The organism is Acinetobacter sp. ANC 3929, from assembly GCF_000369405.1.
GTDB lineage: Bacteria > Pseudomonadota > Gammaproteobacteria > Pseudomonadales > Moraxellaceae > Acinetobacter.
The window spans coordinates 234,348-254,090 of record NZ_KB849998.1 but is presented as its reverse complement, the minus strand read 5'-3'; the positions used below and the strand labels follow the sequence as shown (position 1 = coordinate 254,090).

Genomic DNA, 19,743 nt, shown 5'->3' with positions numbered 1-19,743 from the left:
TATCAGGATAAGCTTTCAGCTGGAGTTACTTTGGTTTCGCCCAAAGTAACCAAAGGCATTGTCATCCGCAAAACCTGTTCATTCCTTGCATGTGATTAATTTCAGCATATAGACAGACTATATCTATCTTTTTGAAATCACGCAGGTTGCGGATGACATTACCGAGTATCGTATATCGGCAAAAATATTTTTTAATGTGAAGTAAGTTAGAACGAATTCTTAAATTCTTCAATGACTTTTCTGACGTTGTGCCAGTTTTCATCGTCTAAAGTCAATGTCGTACCGATTTGGATATTTGGAATTTTACCGCGCATACGTTCTAAACGTTGTTGGTTTGGTAAAGCCAAGGTTTGAATTCCATCCAATGCAGTACAGGCTGCTGCACGGTCATTACAGACTAAGCCCATATCACAACCCGCATTTAAAGCTGCTTGAATACGTGCATCCGCACCGCCTGCAACACATGCAGCTTGCATACTCAAGTCATCTGAGAAGAGTACACCGTCAAATTTAAGTTGTTTACGTAAGATTTCTTGTAACCAGAACGGTGAGAAACCTGCGGGATTTGGATCGACTTGATCATAGATCACATGAGCAGGCATCAGCGCATCAAGCTGAGGCATCAGCTTGATAAAGCTTTGCATGTCTTTGTCATAGATTTCTTGATATGAACGGCTGTCAATTGCAGCAGCAACATGTGAATCAGCTTTGACTGAACCGTGACCAGGGAAATGTTTGCCTGTAGTCGCCATGCCTGCTTTTTTCATACCACGCATAAAGGCATCTGCAAGCGGTACGATGTCTTGCATATTTTTGGCAAAACCACGATCACCAATCACATCACTGACATCATTCAGGTCTAACACAGGGGCAAAGCTAAAATCAATGCCGACTGCGAGGACTTCGATTGCCATCAACCAACCACATTGTTCAGCCAATTCAATCGCTTGTTCTGGCTGAGCCAAGTAATGCTCGCCTAGACGGCCCATCGCTGGAAGTAAAGTAAAACCTTGTCTTAAACGTTGTACACGACCCCCTTCTTGATCCACTGCAATCAGGATATCTGGACGGACTTGACGCATATGGTCGGTTAAAGCACGAACTTGTTGAGGGGATTCAATATTTCGTGCAAATAAAATCATGCCACCGACTTGCGGAGCTTGTAATAGTTCAATATCTTCTTGAGTAAGTTCTGTGCCAGCAATATCCAGCATCAACGCGCCGATCATAAGGATTCCGTTTGAATTTTGATGAAAAATTTGATGAAAAAAACGATAGCTAAATTGTGCAATGATTTGCTACATTTTGTCAGTACAGAATATGATAAAACTACATGATATTGATGATAAGTGCTTGTTGGTCATTTATTTATGACGACCAATGAGTTCTACAAGTTGGTAAAGTATCGAATGAAATGTGTTCATATTGACAGTATCAGCGTGTAATAATTGCCATATCCAAGGAAGTACCAAAATTTTATGAAACTTCAAATGATAGCGTGTGCAGTTGCAATTGCGACTGGTGGTTTGTTTTTCTCTCATACTATGAATGAGGCATTTGCGGCGACGGAAGCACCTGTCGTTTCAACCGTCATCAAACCATCACAAGAGCAGGCATTGGTCGCACGTCAGTTAGCCACCTTGGTTGATCGCCAGCATTATTTAAATATGCGCCTAGACGCAACAACTTCAAACCGTATTTTGAATATGTACTTGGATAGTCTTGATCCAGATCATTCATTATTTTTAAGTGGTGAAGTTGAAGAATATCAAAAGAAATATGGTTCGAATTTTGGTAGCTCATTAAAAGCGGGTAATTTAACAGGACCTTTTTTGATTCATGGGCAATATCGTGACCGTTTAAAACAATTCTATGAGTTTATGCTGGCTGAGCTGAAAAAGCCGCAGAACTTAAACCAAAAAGATGTCTATCTCGATACCGATCGTGAAAAAGCGCCATATTTCAAAACTGAGGCGGAACAACAAAAACATTGGCAGCAAATGCTAGTGTCGCAGTTGATCAATTTAACCATTAGCAAAGAGGAAGAGCAGGCGAAGCAAAAAGCCTTAAAAGCAGATCCATCGCTTGCCAATGGTCAGGATTTAACAGGGCCAGAAGATTTAACGCCAGTTCAGACATTAACTAAACGCTATACCCGTCAATTAGAGCGTATTGGTCGTGTGAAAAGTGATGATGTGCTCGATAAAACATTGAATGCAATGTTGGCAACGTATGATCCACATAGTAACTATTATCCACCAATTGATGCGATGGAGTTGAATCGTCAAACCACCTTGCAATTGGAAGGGATTGGGGTATCGATTCGTCCAGAACGTGGCAATGAAGATTACACTAAGATCGAAACCATCGTAGAAGGTGGGCCAGCAAGTAAATCTGGTCAGGTAAAATCAGGTGATCGTATCATTGGTGTCGCTCAAGATGGCGAGAAAATGGTGGATGTGATTGGTTGGCCGAGCTCTGAAATTGTTGGACTGATTCGTGGTAAACGTGGCACTAAAGTGGTGGTGCGTTTATTAGGTGCTGGTGCATCGATGAGCCAAGCACGTAATGTGACTTTAACCCGTGACATTATTCAAGAAGAAGATGCAGGTGTACGTTCACGTACGGTTGAAATCACGCGTGATGGTAAAAAACATCTATTTGGGGTACTTGAAATCCCATCTTTCTATTTTGACTATCGCTCACGTCGTGCAGGAACAGAGTATCGCTCTGTCTCTGAAGATACAGCGAAAGCTTTAGATTCACTCAAGGCACAAAAAGTAGAAGGGATCTTGGTCGACTTGCGTAACGATCCAGGTGGTTCTTTGGAAGAAGTGGCACGTATGCTTGGTCAGGTGATCAAGTCTGGACCAGTGGTACAAATCCGTGATGGTAACGGTAATGTCAATGTATTTGAAGATACCGATGGCGGTGAGCAAATCTATGCAGGCCCAATGGCGGTATTGGTCAATCTAGCCTCTGCTTCTGCAAGTGAAATTTACTCTGCGGCAATTCAGGATTATGAGCGCGGGATTATTATTGGTAGTACCACCACAGGTAAAGGGACAGCACAGGTTCAGTTGGATTCGCTAGCTTATGGTCAAGCGACGTTAACCCAGCGTAAGTTCTATCGAATTACGGGTGGAAGTACCCAGAACAAAGGTGTAATTCCAGATATCAAACTGGTTGATATCTACAATGAAGAGTTCGGTGAGCGTAAAGCGAAGAATGCTTTGAAGTGGGATACCATTCCAACCGCACCATTTAAACGTGAAGGTTCAGTACTGCCATATGTAGCAAAATTGTCCCAATCTTCGGAGCAACGTGTTGCGGCAGACTCTCAATTTAAATATTTAGAAGCGCGTAAAGCGATTGCGAAAAAAACCTCTGACCAGAAGAAAGTAGTGTTGGATATTAATCAACGTCGTGCCGAGTTGATTGATCTCGAGAAGCAAACCTTGAATGCTGAAAACCAACGCCGTATAGCAACAAATTTAGCTCCTTATGCAAATTGGGAAAGCTATCAAGCTTCTATCGATGCCTTAGTCGAGTCGCGTGCCAAAATGAAAGCACATTTGCGTCCACCATTGCCTGAAGAAGAGACTTTTATTAATGAAGCGGCAAATGTACTGTTAGACTATTCAAAGTTGCAAGGTCGTTAAGCCTTACATCATTGAATCAATAAAAAAAGCCCTGAAATACAGGGCTTTTTTTATTGATTCAATTTAATTGGCACGAATCCAGATTTGACTTCGTCCTAATACAGAGACACCGACATAACCACGTAAGTGTAAACGTTGTCCATTGGTACTGAGTTTTGCAGTTAAGCTATACATACGCCCACTATTTGGATCCAAGATTTTCCCACCCGTATAAGTCAGATCTTTTTTATGCTTCAGTTTGGTAATAGCAGTTAAACCTAAAATCGGTTTATTGGTATAAGGGGCAGGGCAGCCAGTACAAAACTCTTTAGGTGTATAGCCTGTACGCGGCGTAATTTTGATGATTTTACCTGTATAAGAACCATCTGCTTCTTGGGTAATTTCAACCTGTCCTTTCGGTGCACCAGTGACATCATCAACACTTTGCCAAATACCTGTAATGTCTTGGGCAAAAGTAAAATGGCTCAGGGTAATTAAGAATAAAAAAGAAATTAGTTTGGTCGACATGCTCAAGCATCCATGCTGCAATCATTGTTGACCTATTATTTCGGATTTCTAATGACAGATTCAATCATTATTTTACAGTTGTAAATTTTTAATAATTGAAGTTTCAATAATTTTTTATACTGATAATGAAAAAAGCTTCTTCACTGAATGAAGAAGCTTTTGATACAGAACCGAGGTCAAATTGATCAAAGGGAGGTGCGTACTACAGGTACAGAATTTATTTTACTCTGCGCGAATCCAAATTTGATTACGACCCAATGCAGATACCCCTAAATAGCCACGTAAATGTAAGCGTTTACCATTTGCACTTAATTTAGCTTTCATACTGTAAATTTTTCCAGTATTCGGATCTAAAATACGACCATTGGTATAGTTTAAGCCTTCGCTAAATTTTAAACCTGTAACTACGTCTAAACCGATAATTGGTTTGTTGGTATAGGGTGCTGGACAATCTACACAAGTTTCTTTTGGTGTATAGCCTGTGCGTGGCGTGATTTTAACTACTTTGCCTGCATAAGTTCCATTTGCTTCTTTGCGAATTTCAACCAATGCTTTAGGCGCCCCCGTCTTGTCATCAATACTTTGCCAGAGCCCCGTAATATCCTCTGCAAAAGTAAAACTGCTCACCGCAGATAAAAGTAACGCACCTAATAATTGTTTGCTCATCATTAAAAATCCTTTTAACGTTTAAGCTTACATTATGGAGGATATCTGACAACTAGTTCAATCTTTATGTGATATTTGAGGCAAATATTAAGATAAAGATAGAATAAAGGTCGGGAGCCAAATGGCTGTAAATACACCATTTACTGCCATACCGAAGGCTGCATAACGGCCAGTGACAGGTCCGCGTTGCCAAGCCTGAGCTGTACCAATCGCATGTGCAGCCAAACCTAAAGCGAGACCCGAAGCGCGCTCATCATGGATATGTTTGAGAATCCATGGAGAGAAGGCTGCACCAATCACACCTGATAAAATCACAATCAGTGTTACCATCATCAAAGGGGCATGGAGTAGGGTAGCAATGTTTAAAGCGATTGGTGTGGTCACGGCACGGGTTGCAAAAGCCATAATGGTAGGTTCAGACATATGCAGCAAATAAGCCAGTCCCATTGGCAGGGCAACAGCACTAATACTGGCAAAGCAAAGAATGCCGATCATCGATTTTAGTGGTAGATCATCATAGCGCATAGCGGCTAAAGGAATTGCCAAAGCAACGGTCACATAGCCAAGTAGATGATTGAAAACCCCATTGACGTTATCCATGTATTGTTGATATGGAATACCCAAAATAGCCAACAAGGCAATGACAATAAACATGCCGAACACAATCAGTGGAACCTGAGGCATTTTTTGATTGAGTGGTTTGGCAATAAGATAACTGATAAACGTAATGATGAAGCCGTAGATAACCATCGACATAGATCAGCTCCTTATAACCAACGCTTCGCCATTTTGGCATAAATCCATAATGGCAATAATGTACTGAACGTTAAGATAAACAAAAATGCAGGAATTTCTTTGCCCATATGTACCAGCATAATTAATGAACCTGCACAAATGGGTAGAAAGGCAAAGGCACTTTCTTTCAAAATTTTGTTGTTGGTATCAATTAGACGATTAGAGATTTTTCTGAATCTTCTCCAAATTAATAAGGTGAGCAATAAGCCTATAAGCCCTACCAAATTACCCAGTTCAGGGTGACCCAAGGCTTTTGTGATTGCGACAGCCCCTTCACGATAGACGATGATTAATGAAATCGTGCCAAACCAAGCTGTCCAATCAATATGTTTCATTTTCTTTTTACTCTCGTCTATTCGAACGATGGCTGATCGTAATTAAGATATTGGATGATCGATCTCAAATTCTTCCAAAGGTCGCTGAAATTGGGAAGCTTTTTTTCCAAGAATTTCGTCTAATGGCAAATGTGCCTGTTTAATGAGTTGCTCTAATTTATGTGGAGCAATACATACCGATAAATGCAGGTCGCCTTGCTCATCATAATGTTCAGACTGAATCACATTCAGCGTATAAAGCTGTGTGCGTAGTTTACCGTAAGCAGGTTTGAGCACTAGGTCAAACGCTTGTAACTGCCCCATCAGACATTGTTGTACCGCTTGGCTAAGCAGTTCAAGCCCTTGCCCAGCATGGGCTGAAACATAGACTCGATCAGGCAAGTCCTTTGTCTTATAAATAATTTTGGCAGTATCACCACTGAGATCAATTTTATTGTAGACATGCAAAATAGGCGCATCAGCACCAATTTCTTTAAGTACAGATTCTACCGCTTCAATCTGTTCAGACATGTTGGGGCTACTGCTATCAATAACGTGTAACAGCAAGGTTGCTTCTAAGGTTTCTTCTAAGGTTGCTTTGAAAGATTCAACTAGGTCATGTTGTAAATTACGCACAAAGCCTACGGTATCTGCCAGTACTACCGTACCGATACCATCCCAGTCTAAACGACGTAAGGTTGGATCGAGTGTCGCAAACAGTTGATCGGCAGCATAGACATCACTTTTGGCTAGAATATTAAATAGAGTTGATTTTCCAGCGTTGGTATAGCCGACTAACGAGATGGTTGGAATAGCGGCTTTTTGTCGGGCGGCGCGTCCTTGTAAACGCGTCTGTTGTACTTTAACCAGTTTATCTTTGAGCTGAGTAATCCGCACTCGAATTAAGCGGCGGTCTGTTTCCAACTGAGATTCACCTGGACCACGTAACCCAATCCCCCCTTTTTGTTGCTCAAGGTTGCCTGTAAAACCACGAATTAAGCGAGTTGATAAATGTTTGAGTTGAGCCAATTCAACTTGCAATTTACCTTCATGGGTTCGGGCGCGTAAGGCGAAAATATCCAGAATTAAGCCCGTACGGTCAATTACTCGGCACTTTAGGATACGTTCCAAGTTTCGTTCTTGAGCAGGGGAAAGGGAATGGTCAAAAATAACCAATTCTGCTTCGAGATCTTGGACTAACTCAGCAATCTCATCGACTTTACCTGAACCAATAAAAAATTTAGGGTCAGGCCTATTGCGTTGCACAGAAATATGTTCAAGGATTTCAGCGCCTGCGGATTGAGCGAGCAATCGAAACTCTTCAGCATCAAGATCATCGAGCAGTTGAACAGACACACTGACTAATATTGCCCGTTCACCACTTTGACGCTGCTCAAAATTTTCCACGCTGTTCTGTAATCCTGATACTTAAAGTCTTATTCTAGAATAAACTTCAAGCAAAGGGCAAAGACTTACTCGATTTATATGACATTACGACGTAAAAGCTCTATGAATCCGACCAAGGTTCCCATGTATAAAATTGACCATCCCAAAAACATTCTCAAAGCATAACCATATGGAATCGTCGTTTGGGATTCAGATGTCGTGGTTTGTGGGTTCATCACATCACCTTATTAATCTATTAATTCGATTTATTTACAATATTTGATCTGATAAATCTTTTAAAATTGAAAAAAATTATGCTCACATTCGTTTTTTGTTATCGTGGAAACTTCTACAAGCTGATATGGTCATGATATAACAGGTGAATTCAATGCATTCGTGCATATATGCGTACGGTTTTAATAATTTATGACTCAACATGCAACAGCAGTAAATAACACACCATTAAGTTTGTTTTCGAAATTTAGTTTATACAGTAAAAAATTAGCCTCTGGTCTGGAGACGATCGGTGAAGGCTTTTATCTCATTTACCGTCATGGTTTATATAAAGATCCGAATAACCCTGTAAATACACGCTATGTGCAGTATTTCTGTCGTCGCTTATGTGAAGTATTTAATATTGAAGTCCAGGTTCATGGGACGATTCCACGAGAACCTGCATTATGGGTCAGTAACCATATTTCTTGGTTGGATGTCGCAGTTCTGGGGTCGGGCGCACGGATCTTTTTCTTGGCCAAAGCCGAAGTCGAAAAGTGGCCTATTTTAGGCAATTTGGCAAAAGGTGGCGGTACTCTGTTTATTAAGCGTGGCTCTGGTGATTCAATCCGAATTCGTGAGCAAATTGCAGCGTTTTTAAAACAAGATATTCCAGTTCTATTCTTTCCTGAAGCAACCACAACTGATGGTAGCAAAGTCAAGAAAGTACATGGGCGGTTACTTGGTGCTGCAATCGAAGCGCAACGACCGGTACAGATTTGTGTGATTTGCTATGTCAATCAACAAGGTGAACTGGATTTGGTTGCACCGTTTATTGGCGAGATGACCTTTGCAGAACATGTACAACGTGTTTTGGAAATGCCTCAAGTGACGGCACATTTAATGACATTGCCTGCCATTCCTGTAGAAGGTCATACTGTCGAGAGTCTAACCAAAGAAGTGGATCGCCAGATGCGAGCAGGTTTGGCGCAATTACAACGAAAAGTACTGACGGTATTGCCAGAAACACCTGAAACTACATAAAACCTTCAATGGGTAACCATGAGATGATTTTCATCCCCGCTCTTTGCCACCATTTCATTTTCGGTTCTTTGGTATAGACCAAAGGACCCTGTGGCGTTTCACGCTGCCAAGTGATGTTCTTGTTGGCATCCAATACCAAGCGATAGGCGTAAGTTTTTAGATTGTGATCCATTGTGGTATGTACAGCTTGTGCCAATGGCGGGCTGTTGAGTAGTACTCCGATTTCGGTGTTCAAATAGGCCGAGCGTGGATCGAAGTTAAATGAGCCAATGAACACTTGTTTTTCATCCAAGGCCATCAACTTGGCATGCAGGCTTGAACGGCTCAATCCCTTAAGGTTGACCTTGGCTTTTTTCGCCAAATCTTCGGTATGTTTATCTAAATCATTTTTATCTAAAGCAGGTAGGAACTCATAAAGCTGCACGCCATTTTCAAGCAATTCTTGGCGATATTTACCATAAAATGCATGCACGACTGCAACATCATTGGCTTTGAATGAATTGGTCAATACCCTGACTTCGATACCATCTTGTGCCAAATCACTTAAAATTTTTGTCCCTTTCTTCTCAGGAACAAAATAAGCAGAAATTAAATCGATGTTCTTTTCAGGTTGTTCCAAATGATTAATGAGCTGGAAGTTAAGATGTTCTTCTTTTTTGGCTTTTGATTTAATTTTATCGGGCGAGTCCTTAACCACTTCCGCTTTGACCCAGTCGAGAGAAATATCACGATTCATAAGGGCATCAACAGCTTGGGAACGACTGGTTAAATCTAAATAGTTTTGTACCGTAATCCGTTTATAGTGTTCATCAAGCTGCTGTTTTAAACTTTCATAACTTAAGCGATGAGATTTTTCTTTAACCACTTCTTTGACGTCATAAGCATATTCATGATTCCAGTAATCATCAAATGATTGAGAGATGTCATTGACTGCGGTGCCAAACAGCATGACATCGACATCAGAAAATTGATACGTATCACTGACATTGTAATACTGGTTGGTCATATTGCGACCACCAATCAAAGCGACCTGATGATCGGCAATAAAACTCTTATTGTGCATACGACGGTTGATTCGCTTTAAGTCCAATACCATATCAATGGCACGATATTTGCGAAAGCGATAAGGATTAAAGAGTTTCACTTCAATATTTGGGTGTTGAGCTAAAGCGAAGAAAATGCCTTCGGTATGTTTCGCATTATTATCATCAATGAGTAACCGAACTCGAACACCACGATCCGCTGCACGAATTAAGGCATGCAGTGCCAATGCACCTACTTTGTCGTTGTCCCAAATATAGTATTGTAAATCTAAGGTTTTTTCGGCCTTGTCAATCAGGCGCAGACGAGCTGCCAGCGCTTCTAATGGCTCATATAAAACATGATAGCCTGTCAGGTCAGGATGCTGTTCCTGTAAGGGCTTGATCACTTGCGCTAAGGACGTTTGCGAGGTGTCAATTTGTGTGGTGGTTTGTATGACAGGTTCAATTTTATGTTTAGGTAAGGTACTGCAACCAGTCGCTGTGAGCGCAATTGTGATATAAATCGCAAGCATATTTTTATTGTAAGCGGTTGTACTTATCTTTGTATGTTTGCTATTTAAATGAGAAAATTGCGTCATAATCGTTACTGATTAAAAGTTGGGCTCGAGTATACCATTTCATCGAAAAAGATAAATATAAGATGAGATGTATGTCCCTAAAGTGAAGTTAATGAGGGCTGTAATGTCGAATTCAGATACTATGATTATTGGTTTTTACCTTATTTTTGCTGTTCTGGCATTTTGGGCATTTATTCAAGCTTGGGTTCATCAAGCACGGACCGAAACCATACATCCTTTTAAAGCCTTCGTACATTTACTGGCGTTTTATCTGTCTTATTTATTAGTCCCACTTTGGTTTTTTAGCATTTTTGCGGGTTGGGTTGGATATTACAGTTTACATCAAGCCGCATTTATTGGGCTACTCAGTAGTGTACTCATCTATGCGCGTTTTATAGAACCTCATCAAGTTCATGTTAAATACCATCAATATCGTTTAGATCCTAAACGTGAATTTACCCAGCCAGTTAAAGTCGCTTTAGTTGCAGATATGCATGTTGGGTTATTTTCAGGACATGAGCGCCAATTAAAAAGTATTGTGAAGAAACTCAATCAGGAACAACCTGATTTGGTTGTGGTCGCTGGTGATTGGACCTATGAACCTGAAAATCGTTTGGTACAGGAGCTTGAGATTTTAAAGCAAATTCAGGCACCTGTTTATTCAGTACCTGGCAATCATGATGAACAATATCCAGGTCCTCCCATTCAGGCTTTATTGAGTAAGGCACTCGAACAAAACAATGTCATAGATATTGAGGGGAAAATTGTTGATTTTGATGAGTTCCGTTTGATTGGGATTGGAGATTTATGGGCAGGGAAGGCGAACATGCGCTTTATGCCAGAGTTACCCCAAGACAAACCTTGGCTGATTTTGTCACATAACCCAGACACGGTAGATATGGTACCTGAATTACCAACGCGTCCATTGATGCTTTCGGGGCATACCCATGGTGGGCAGATCGAGCTGCCATGGATTACCAGTTATATTATGAAACGGGTGTCTATTTTGGGACACAAAAAAGGTTTTTATACACACGAACATGCGGATGTTTTTGTCACGGTAGGGACGGGGATGGTTGGTGTGCCATTCCGTTTTCGTGTTCCACCAACGATCGATATTATTGAATTGATTTAAATAAAAAAGCCGACTAGATGAAGTCGGCTTTTTTATTGAAGCGATTTGCTTATGGGATAATGATGACATTAACGCGGCGGTTGCTGGCACGGTTTTCATCGGAGGTATTTGGAACAAAAGGCTGATGAGAACCACGACCAACCACAGTTAAATTATTTTGCTTGAAACCCTGAGCAATAAAGATGGTTGAAACACTTTGAGCACGTTCCTCAGAGAGTTTTTGGTTGTACTCTGGATTGCCGATATCATCGGTATGGCCTACGATTTTTAATTTCTCTAGGTCATATTTGTTCAATTGAGTTACCAAACGAACAATTTCTTTTTGATGTTCAGGTTTGATCTCTGAAGTATTAAAGTCAAATAACAAACGTTCAGGAAGACCAAGCGTCCAGCCTTCATCTGTTAGAACGAAGCCTTCTTTCTTAAGCATTTTGACCTGACGATACTTTAACGGGCCAAAACTCAAGCAGCCAGCCAATGTTAGGCAGAGTAACGCTATAAATGAAATTTTAATGGTGTGAGCGCGCATAACATGTCCTAAATTTCTGGTTTATAAAGAAACCAATGTGGATTTAAACTCTTAGCTTTATACATGGCTTGATCGGCTTGCATAATCAAATCCTCTGGATTCTCTGCAAACTGAGAAAAAGCAACCCCTAAGCTAAAACCGAAATGAATCGTTTGTCCGTTAAACTCTAAAGGTTGTTCGCAACTTGCGAGCACCCCTTCAGCAATTGTCCTTAAATGATCTGTATGGTGAATTGAATGCAAAATGATCGCAAATTCATCGCCACCTAAACGGGCAATAAAATCTTCGTAGCGAACAGAAAGCCTTAAGCGAGACGCCATTTCTTTTAAAACGGCATCTCCAGCTAAATGTCCATATTCATCATTAATCACTTTAAACTTATTATTGTCGATAAATAATAAAGCTGAACTGTGACGGTATTGTGGGTTTTCAAAAATGTTAAATAATTCTTGGTAAAAATAATGACGATTCGGCAAGCTGGTGAGCTGATCATGATGTGCTTGGAATGAAAGCTGCCGATTTTCTTTTTGCAGATGCGTATGCCAAATTTGAATTTCTTCTAAAAGTTCGTTAAACACCGTATTTAAGTTTTGAAATTCATGGATGTGATTATTGGGAAAGCGTAAATTATAGGCTTTTTGATCACTGACCAATTGCGCAATATGGGTCAAGGGCTTAATCGCTTGCATAATTTGGCGATAAGTAATGTTTACTGACCAAAGTAAAGCAATGACAATAAAAAACATTGAAATCGCAAGACCAATAATAATGGTTTTTAGAAAATGTAAAATATTCTCTGAACTACCATAGAGTACCAATTCTCCAACTTTCTTTTTATGATGAACGATCATTAATTTAATTGGATCATGTAAAAACCATCGATCCATTAAATCCTGCATCACTGAGGTATGCGCGACTTTTTTGGTACTTTCAGCCAATAATTTTTGCTGAGGATCATACACATGAATACTACGGATCGCATGTTCACTCGTATAGTCATCAAGGATTTGATCAATTGCCCCTTTATCTTTAAACACGACAGCAGGTTGTACGCGTTCCAAGACAGTTTGGCTCAAGAGCTGCAAATTCTGTTTTGCATAGGTTTCCATTGTAAACATAGAAATGGTGGCAAAAGTAAAAGAGCAAATGACAAACGTAATTGCAAAGATCGCAAATTGTGATTTACGGAATAAAGCGTGTAAGGAAGTAGATTGATATAAGTTTGAAATCACTATGCTTACCCCGCATTCTTCGCTAAGAGTAAAACACGAGGATCAATATGTACTTTGGAATAGCTCAATGCATCCAAGTTTACTTTAAATGTAGAAAAGGTCTTCTTATTGTATAAGCAGAAAATACTACCAACTTCGCAGGCTGGGTTATTGGTACTTAATGAAAGCAATGAGCGAGACGGATACGCCTGAATTAAATTTTGCTGCTGCTGCGGCGACGTTACTGTGAAATAGGCAACATGACAATCTGTTTTGGGAAAGTCTTTAGCAGTCACAGCCTGAACTTGATACTCATAAGCAAGCTGACGAATATTACTTTGAAACTGATTTGCCGCATCTTGATTGTCAATCACACAAATTGTTGGGCGACTGGTGTTCGACCATTTACTATAACTTAATATAGATAAAGCCAGCTCATAGAAGTTATGCGTTGAAATGGCATAGCAAAGCGGGCTCACAACAAATAATGCAGCAAGTAATATAGAACGAGCTTTTTTACGACCAAACCGTATTTTCAATCAAAAGTGCCAAAAAATGTGAAGCAAGAGACATATTCTACTGGACTTAATTGTTTAAAAAAAGTTCTTAAACACAAAGAAAAGGCATTAAAAGTAACTGTTCAGTTCAAAAAATAGTCGCTTGAATTAATAATTTAAAAGAATTTGAAAAATGGGGTTGTGTCTGGTTGGAAATGCTGTAGAATGCACATCCATCGGCGGTGATGCAGATAAAAACTTGTTGAGAAACAAGGATTTGGCTTAAGGGTTAAATTTTTGGGTTTGAGAATAAGTTTTGAAAATATCTAAATTACCTGTTGACTTTAAAGAAATTTAGAGTAATATAGCCGACCTAGCTTGATGATGACGAATCATCGAGAAGATCATTAAGAGAATAGAAGAACAACTTGTGTGGATTTTTACTGGTTGATCAATCGAAAATATTTCATTGATTGAATGGTAAGAATTTCTCGAAGTTTATTTGAGCGAATTTTTAGTCAGAAAATTGATGAGCCAAGATTTGTAGCCATAAGCTACTAATGATTTTAAACTGAAGAGTTTGATCATGGCTCAGATTGAACGCTGGCGGCAGGCTTAACACATGCAAGTCGAGCGGAGTGATTGTGCTTGCACAATCACTTAGCGGCGGACGGGTGAGTAATGCTTAGGAATCTGCCATTTAGTGGGGGACAACATTCCGAAAGGAATGCTAATACCGCATACGTCCTACGGGAGAAAGCAGGGGATCTTCGGACCTTGCGCTAAATGATGAGCCTAAGTCGGATTAGCTAGTTGGTGGGGTAAAGGCCTACCAAGGCGACGATCTGTAGCGGGTCTGAGAGGATGATCCGCCACACTGGGACTGAGACACGGCCCAGACTCCTACGGGAGGCAGCAGTGGGGAATATTGGACAATGGGCGGAAGCCTGATCCAGCCATGCCGCGTGTGTGAAGAAGGCCTTTTGGTTGTAAAGCACTTTAAGCGAGGAGGAGGCTACCTAGATTAATACTCTAGGATAGTGGACGTTACTCGCAGAATAAGCACCGGCTAACTCTGTGCCAGCAGCCGCGGTAATACAGAGGGTGCGAGCGTTAATCGGATTTACTGGGCGTAAAGCGTGCGTAGGCGGCTGATTAAGTCGGATGTGAAATCCCTGAGCTTAACTTAGGAATTGCATTCGATACTGGTCAGCTAGAGTATGGGAGAGGATGGTAGAATTCCAGGTGTAGCGGTGAAATGCGTAGAGATCTGGAGGAATACCGATGGCGAAGGCAGCCATCTGGCCTAATACTGACGCTGAGGTACGAAAGCATGGGGAGCAAACAGGATTAGATACCCTGGTAGTCCATGCCGTAAACGATGTCTACTAGCCGTTGGGGCCTTTGAGGCTTTAGTGGCGCAGCTAACGCGATAAGTAGACCGCCTGGGGAGTACGGTCGCAAGACTAAAACTCAAATGAATTGACGGGGGCCCGCACAAGCGGTGGAGCATGTGGTTTAATTCGATGCAACGCGAAGAACCTTACCTGGCCTTGACATACTAGAAACTTTCCAGAGATGGATTGGTGCCTTCGGGAATCTAGATACAGGTGCTGCATGGCTGTCGTCAGCTCGTGTCGTGAGATGTTGGGTTAAGTCCCGCAACGAGCGCAACCCTTTTCCTTATTTGCCAGCGAGTAATGTCGGGAACTTTAAGGATACTGCCAGTGACAAACTGGAGGAAGGCGGGGACGACGTCAAGTCATCATGGCCCTTACGGCCAGGGCTACACACGTGCTACAATGGTCGGTACAAAGGGTTGCTACCTAGCGATAGGATGCTAATCTCAAAAAGCCGATCGTAGTCCGGATTGGAGTCTGCAACTCGACTCCATGAAGTCGGAATCGCTAGTAATCGCGGATCAGAATGCCGCGGTGAATACGTTCCCGGGCCTTGTACACACCGCCCGTCACACCATGGGAGTTTGTTGCACCAGAAGTAGGTAGTCTAACCGCAAGGAGGACGCTTACCACGGTGTGGCCGATGACTGGGGTGAAGTCGTAACAAGGTAGCCGTAGGGGAACCTGCGGCTGGATCACCTCCTTAACGAAAGATTGACGATCGGTAAGAATCCACAACAAGTTGTTCTTCGAAGATGTATCTGAGGGTCTGTAGCTCAGTTGGTTAGAGCACACGCTTGATAAGCGTGGGGTCACAAGTTCAAGTCTTGTCAGACCCACCAAATCTGAAAGATATGTCGTTCATTAAATGATAAGCTGGGGACTTAGCTTAGTTGGTAGAGCGCCTGCTTTGCACGCAGGAGGTCAGGAGTTCGACTCTCCTAGTCTCCACCACGTACTTTAAAGAGTACGAGCTAAAATAGATTATAGAATTTAGTAAGTTAAAAGCTTATTAAGTTCTGTGATTTATCACAGTTTACTAGTCACCGACGAGGTGGTAGTTAATCATTAACAGATTAGAAAATTGAGTCTGAAATAAATTGTTCAAACTCGATTAGATATAAGCTTAACAAGCAATTGTTAAGAAGATATTTAATCCGAGAACTAGCAAATTAACTGAATCAAGCGTTTTGGTATATGAATTAGATTGAAGCTGTACGGTGATTAAATTCACAGGACAACAGATAGTAGCAATTAAGTTTGCAACGATAACACTCACTTGTATGTGTTAACGACTGTTTGGGGTTGTATAGTCAAGTAATTAAGTGCATGTGGTGGATGCCTTGGCAGTCAGAGGCGATGAAAGACGTAATAGCCTGCGATAAGCTCCGGGGAGGCGGCAAATATCCTTTGATCCGGAGATTTCTGAATGGGGGAACCCACCCGCTATAAGGCGGGTATCATAAGCTGAATACATAGGCTTATGAAGCGAACGAGGGGAAGTGAAACATCTCAGTACCCTTAGGAAAAGAAATCAATTGAGATTCCCTTAGTAGCGGCGAGCGAACGGGGAGCAGCCCATTAAGTTGTGTGTGTTCTAGTGGAACGCTCTGGGAAGTGCGAACGTAGAGGGTGATATTCCCGTACACGAAAGGGCACACACAATGATGACGAGTAGGGCGAGGCACGTGAAACCTTGTCTGAATATGGGGGGACCATCCTCCAAGGCTAAATACTCCTGACTGACCGATAGTGAACCAGTACCGTGAGGGAAAGGCGAAAAGAACCCCTGTGAGGGGAGTGAAATAGATCCTGAAACCGCATGCATACAAGCAGTGGGAGCCGACTTGTTCGGTGACTGCGTACCTTTTGTATAATGGGTCAGCGACTTATATTCAGTAGCGAGGTTAACCGAATAGGGGAGCCGTAGAGAAATCGAGTCTTAATAGGGCGTTTAGTTGCTGGGTATAGACCCGAAACCAGGCGATCTATCCATGAGCAGGTTGAAGGTTGGGTAACACTAACTGGAGGACCGAACCCACTGTCGTTGAAAAGCCAGGGGATGACTTGTGGATAGGGGTGAAAGGCTAATCAAGCCTGGTGATAGCTGGTTCTCCCCGAAAGCTATTTAGGTAGCGCCTCGGACGAATACCATTGGGGGTAGAGCACTGTTTCGGCTAGGGGGTCATCCCGACTTACCAAACCGATGCAAACTCCGAATACCAATGAGTACTATCCGGGAGACAGACTGCGGGTGCTAACGTCCGTAGTCAAGAGGAAAACAATCCAGACCGCCAGCTAAGGCCCCAAAATCATAGTTAAGTGGGAAACGATGTGGGAAGGCATAGACAGCTAGGAGGTTGGCTTAGAAGCAGCCACCCTTTAAAGAAAGCGTAATAGCTCACTAGTCGAGTCGGCCTGCGCGGAAGATGTAACGGGGCTAAAACTATGTGCCGAAGCTGCGGATTTACGCATTAGCGTAAGTGGTAGGGGAGCGTTCTGTAAGCCGATGAAGGTGTATTGAGAAGTATGCTGGAGGTATCAGAAGTGCGAATGCTGACGTGAGTAACGACAAAACGGGTGAAAAACCCGTTCGCTGAAAGACCAAGGGTTCCAGTCCAACGTTAATCGGGGCTGGGTGAGTCGACCCCTAAGGCGAGGCCGAGAGGCGTAGTCGATGGGAAATTGGTTAATATTCCAATACTTCTGTGTAATGCGATGAGAGGACGGAGAAGGTTAAGTCAGCCTGGCGTTGGTTGTCCAGGTGGAAGGCTGTAGGCATGCATCTTAGGCAAATCCGGGGTGCTCTATGCTGAGAGCTGATAGCAAGCTGTACTTGTACAGTGAAGTGGCTGATACCATGCTTCCAGGAAAAGTCTCTAAGCTTCAGTTACACAGGAATCGTACCCGAAACCGACACAGGTGGTCAGGTCGAGTAGACCAAAGCGCTTGAGAGAACTCTGCTGAAGGAACTAGGCAAAATGGTACCGTAACTTCGGGAGAAGGTACGCTGCTGACGGTGATGGGACTTGCTCCCTGAGCTATTGGCAGCCACAGAAACCAGGCCGCTGCAACTGTTTATTAAAAACATAGCACTCTGCAAACACGAAAGTGGACGTATAGGGTGTGATGCCTGCCCGGTGCTGGAAGGTTAATTGATGGGGTTAGCGTAAGCGAAGCTCTTGATCGAAGCCCCAGTAAACGGCGGCCGTAACTATAACGGTCCTAAGGTAGCGAAATTCCTTGTCGGGTAAGTTCCGACCTGCACGAATGGCATAATGATGGCGGCGCTGTCTCCAGCAGAGGCTCAGTGAAATCGAATTCGCCGTGAAGATGCGGTGTACCCGCGGCTAGACGGAAAGACCCCGTGAACCTTTACTGCAGCTTGACATTGAACTTTGACCTTACTTGTGTAGGATAGGTGGGAGGCTTTGAAGTTAGAACGCTAGTTCTAATGGAGCCGTCCTTGAAATACCACCCTGGTAATGTTGAGGTTCTAACTCTGCCCCGTAATCCGGGGCGAGGACCATGTCTGGTGGGTAGTTTGACTGGGGCGGTCTCCTCCTAAAGAGTAACGGAGGAGTACGAAGGTGCGCTCAGCGTGGTCGGAAATCACGCGTAGAGTATAAAGGCAAAAGCGCGCTTAACTGCGAGACCCACAAGTCGAGCAGGTACGAAAGTAGGTCTTAGTGATCCGGTGGTTCTGTATGGAAGGGCCATCGCTCAACGGATAAAAGGTACTCTGGGGATAACAGGCTGATACCGCCCAAGAGTTCATATCGACGGCGGTGTTTGGCACCTCGATGTCGGCTCATCTCATCCTGGGGCTGAAGCAGGTCCCAAGGGTATGGCTGTTCGCCATTTAAAGAGGTACGCGAGCTGGGTTTAGAACGTCGTGAGACAGTTCGGTCCCTATCTACCGTGGGCGCTGGAAATTTGAGAGGATCTGCTCCTAGTACGAGAGGACCAGAGTGGACGAACCTCTGGTGTACCGGTTGTGACGCCAGTCGCATCGCCGGGTAGCTATGTTCGGAAGGGATAACCGCTGAAAGCATCTAAGCGGGAAGCCTACCTCAAGATAAGATTTCCCTAGGAATTTATTCCTCTAAAGAGCCGTTCGAGACTAGGACGTTGATAGGTTGGGTGTGGAAGCACGGTGACGTGTGAAGCTGACCAATACTAATTGCTCGTGAGGCTTGACTATACAACACCCAAGCAGTTGTATGTAAAGCTGATAATCGATTCATAAAAGATCAGTTGAAGCTGATCTTGAACAAAGAACTTGATTTAGTGATTGCTAAACAATAAACTTCGACTCAATAATCTAATCCGTTAATAACTCTTTGGATCGTAAGTAAGGCATGTGGTGAATACACTACAAATAAGACCCGAAAGCACCACAACAGTTTGCTGGCGACAATAGCAAGAGTGAACCACCTGATCCCTTCCCGAACTCAGAAGTGAAACCTCTTAGCGCTGATGGTAGTGTGGCACTTGCCATGTGAGAGTAAGTCATCGCCAGCTTTTAAATTTGAAACACCCCCTAGCTAACGTTAAGGGGTGTTTTTATTGCTCGGATGGAAATAGAATTGAGATAGAAAATATTTAGGCGTTATAAAATAATATGTAGTTATCTGAGAAAATTTATAATTAAAAAAAGATGGTTTCTGCCAAATGGTTCTCTTTATATGTTAATAAAGAGAAAGTTGCAGATTGATAAAATATGTTATTTCTAGTAAATTTTTGTGTTAAAGCCGTAAGAGTATTTAGGGCTGAATTATTAC

14 protein-coding genes, 2 tRNA genes and 3 rRNA genes are annotated in these 19,743 nt (G+C 42.4%); 8 read left to right on the top strand and 11 right to left on the bottom strand.

Going from position 1 to position 19,743, the window contains the following annotated elements; genetic code table 11:
• Positions 1-206: 206 nt before the first annotated feature.
• The gene (gene nagZ, locus F909_RS15070) at positions 207-1,229 is read right to left on the bottom strand and encodes a beta-N-acetylhexosaminidase (RefSeq protein ID WP_005146982.1); all 1,023 of its coding nucleotides are present in this window, start codon (positions 1,227-1,229) and stop codon (positions 207-209) included.
• 249 nt (positions 1,230-1,478) lie between these two features.
• Between nagZ and F909_RS15075 the strand changes: the two genes are divergently transcribed.
• Positions 1,479-3,662 carry a carboxy terminal-processing peptidase gene (locus F909_RS15075; RefSeq protein WP_005146980.1) on the top strand — a complete coding sequence of 728 codons (2,184 nt, stop codon included), beginning with the start codon at positions 1,479-1,481 and terminating at the stop codon, positions 3,660-3,662.
• Between the two features lie 63 nt (positions 3,663-3,725).
• Here F909_RS15075 and F909_RS15080 read toward each other — a convergent pair whose 3' ends face one another.
• From F909_RS15080 to F909_RS21235, 6 genes are all read right to left on the bottom strand, one after another.
• Positions 3,726-4,169 (bottom strand): DUF2147 domain-containing protein, encoded by a 444-nt coding sequence (locus F909_RS15080; RefSeq protein WP_005146973.1) that lies wholly within the window; start codon positions 4,167-4,169, stop codon positions 3,726-3,728.
• A 222-nt stretch (positions 4,170-4,391) separates the two neighbouring features.
• Positions 4,392-4,835 (bottom strand): DUF2147 domain-containing protein, encoded by a 444-nt coding sequence (locus F909_RS15085; RefSeq protein ID WP_032877687.1) that lies wholly within the window; start codon positions 4,833-4,835, stop codon positions 4,392-4,394.
• Between the two features lie 87 nt (positions 4,836-4,922).
• Positions 4,923-5,591, bottom strand: a complete 669-nt coding sequence (locus F909_RS15090) for an LrgB family protein (RefSeq protein ID WP_005146971.1) — start codon at positions 5,589-5,591, stop codon at positions 4,923-4,925.
• An 11-nt stretch (positions 5,592-5,602) separates the two neighbouring features.
• The gene (locus F909_RS15095) at positions 5,603-5,965 is read right to left on the bottom strand and encodes a hypothetical protein (RefSeq protein WP_005146970.1); all 363 of its coding nucleotides are present in this window, start codon (positions 5,963-5,965) and stop codon (positions 5,603-5,605) included.
• Between the two features lie 42 nt (positions 5,966-6,007).
• Positions 6,008-7,351 carry a ribosome rescue GTPase HflX gene (hflX, locus tag F909_RS15100; protein ID WP_005146969.1) on the bottom strand — a complete coding sequence of 448 codons (1,344 nt, stop codon included), beginning with the start codon at positions 7,349-7,351 and terminating at the stop codon, positions 6,008-6,010.
• 74 nt (positions 7,352-7,425) lie between these two features.
• Positions 7,426-7,566 carry a hypothetical protein gene (locus tag F909_RS21235; protein ID WP_005146968.1) on the bottom strand — a complete coding sequence of 47 codons (141 nt, stop codon included), beginning with the start codon at positions 7,564-7,566 and terminating at the stop codon, positions 7,426-7,428.
• Positions 7,567-7,756: 190 nt separating this feature from the next.
• Between F909_RS21235 and F909_RS15105 the strand changes: the two genes are divergently transcribed.
• Positions 7,757-8,587 (top strand): lysophospholipid acyltransferase family protein, encoded by an 831-nt coding sequence (locus F909_RS15105; RefSeq protein ID WP_005146966.1) that lies wholly within the window; start codon positions 7,757-7,759, stop codon positions 8,585-8,587.
• On the opposite strand, the gene F909_RS15110 is transcribed toward F909_RS15105, so the two are convergent.
• Entirely contained in the window at positions 8,580-10,142 is a 1,563-nt protein-coding gene (locus F909_RS15110) for a phospholipase D family protein (RefSeq protein ID WP_228129388.1), read from the bottom strand. The genes F909_RS15105 and F909_RS15110 overlap by 8 nt on opposite strands.
• Before the next feature lie 169 nt (positions 10,143-10,311).
• Between F909_RS15110 and F909_RS15115 the strand changes: the two genes are divergently transcribed.
• Positions 10,312-11,322 (top strand): metallophosphoesterase, encoded by a 1,011-nt coding sequence (locus F909_RS15115; protein WP_005146959.1) that lies wholly within the window; start codon positions 10,312-10,314, stop codon positions 11,320-11,322.
• Positions 11,323-11,371: 49 nt separating this feature from the next.
• Here F909_RS15115 and F909_RS15120 read toward each other — a convergent pair whose 3' ends face one another.
• From F909_RS15120 to F909_RS15130, 3 genes are read right to left on the bottom strand one after another with little or no spacing between them, the layout of a single operon-like run.
• Positions 11,372-11,851 (bottom strand): outer membrane lipoprotein YfiB, encoded by a 480-nt coding sequence (locus F909_RS15120; RefSeq protein WP_005146958.1) that lies wholly within the window; start codon positions 11,849-11,851, stop codon positions 11,372-11,374.
• An 8-nt stretch (positions 11,852-11,859) separates the two neighbouring features.
• Positions 11,860-13,083, bottom strand: coding sequence for a diguanylate cyclase DgcN/YfiN (locus tag F909_RS15125; protein ID WP_005146954.1), 1,224 nt, complete (start codon positions 13,081-13,083; stop codon positions 11,860-11,862).
• A gap of 5 nt (positions 13,084-13,088) precedes the next feature.
• On the bottom strand, positions 13,089-13,601 hold the full coding sequence (locus F909_RS15130) for a regulatory sequestration protein YfiR (protein ID WP_005146952.1): 513 nt from the start codon (positions 13,599-13,601) through the stop codon (positions 13,089-13,091).
• Between the two features lie 526 nt (positions 13,602-14,127).
• On the opposite strand from F909_RS15130, the gene F909_RS15135 reads away from it, so the two are divergent.
• The 5 genes from F909_RS15135 (at position 14,128) to rrf (ending at position 19,483) form a co-directional block, all read left to right on the top strand.
• Positions 14,128-15,665 (top strand): 16S ribosomal RNA (locus tag F909_RS15135).
• A gap of 59 nt (positions 15,666-15,724) precedes the next feature.
• Positions 15,725-15,801 (top strand) — tRNA-Ile (locus F909_RS15140).
• A 36-nt stretch (positions 15,802-15,837) separates the two neighbouring features.
• Positions 15,838-15,913: transfer RNA gene (locus F909_RS15145), tRNA-Ala, on the top strand.
• Between the two features lie 357 nt (positions 15,914-16,270).
• Positions 16,271-19,163: ribosomal RNA gene (locus F909_RS15150) — 23S ribosomal RNA — on the top strand.
• A gap of 205 nt (positions 19,164-19,368) precedes the next feature.
• A 5S ribosomal RNA gene (rrf, locus tag F909_RS15155) occupies positions 19,369-19,483 on the top strand.
• The 16S, 23S and 5S rRNA genes sit together here with 2 tRNA genes alongside, the layout of an rRNA operon.
• Positions 19,484-19,743 lie beyond the last annotated feature (260 nt).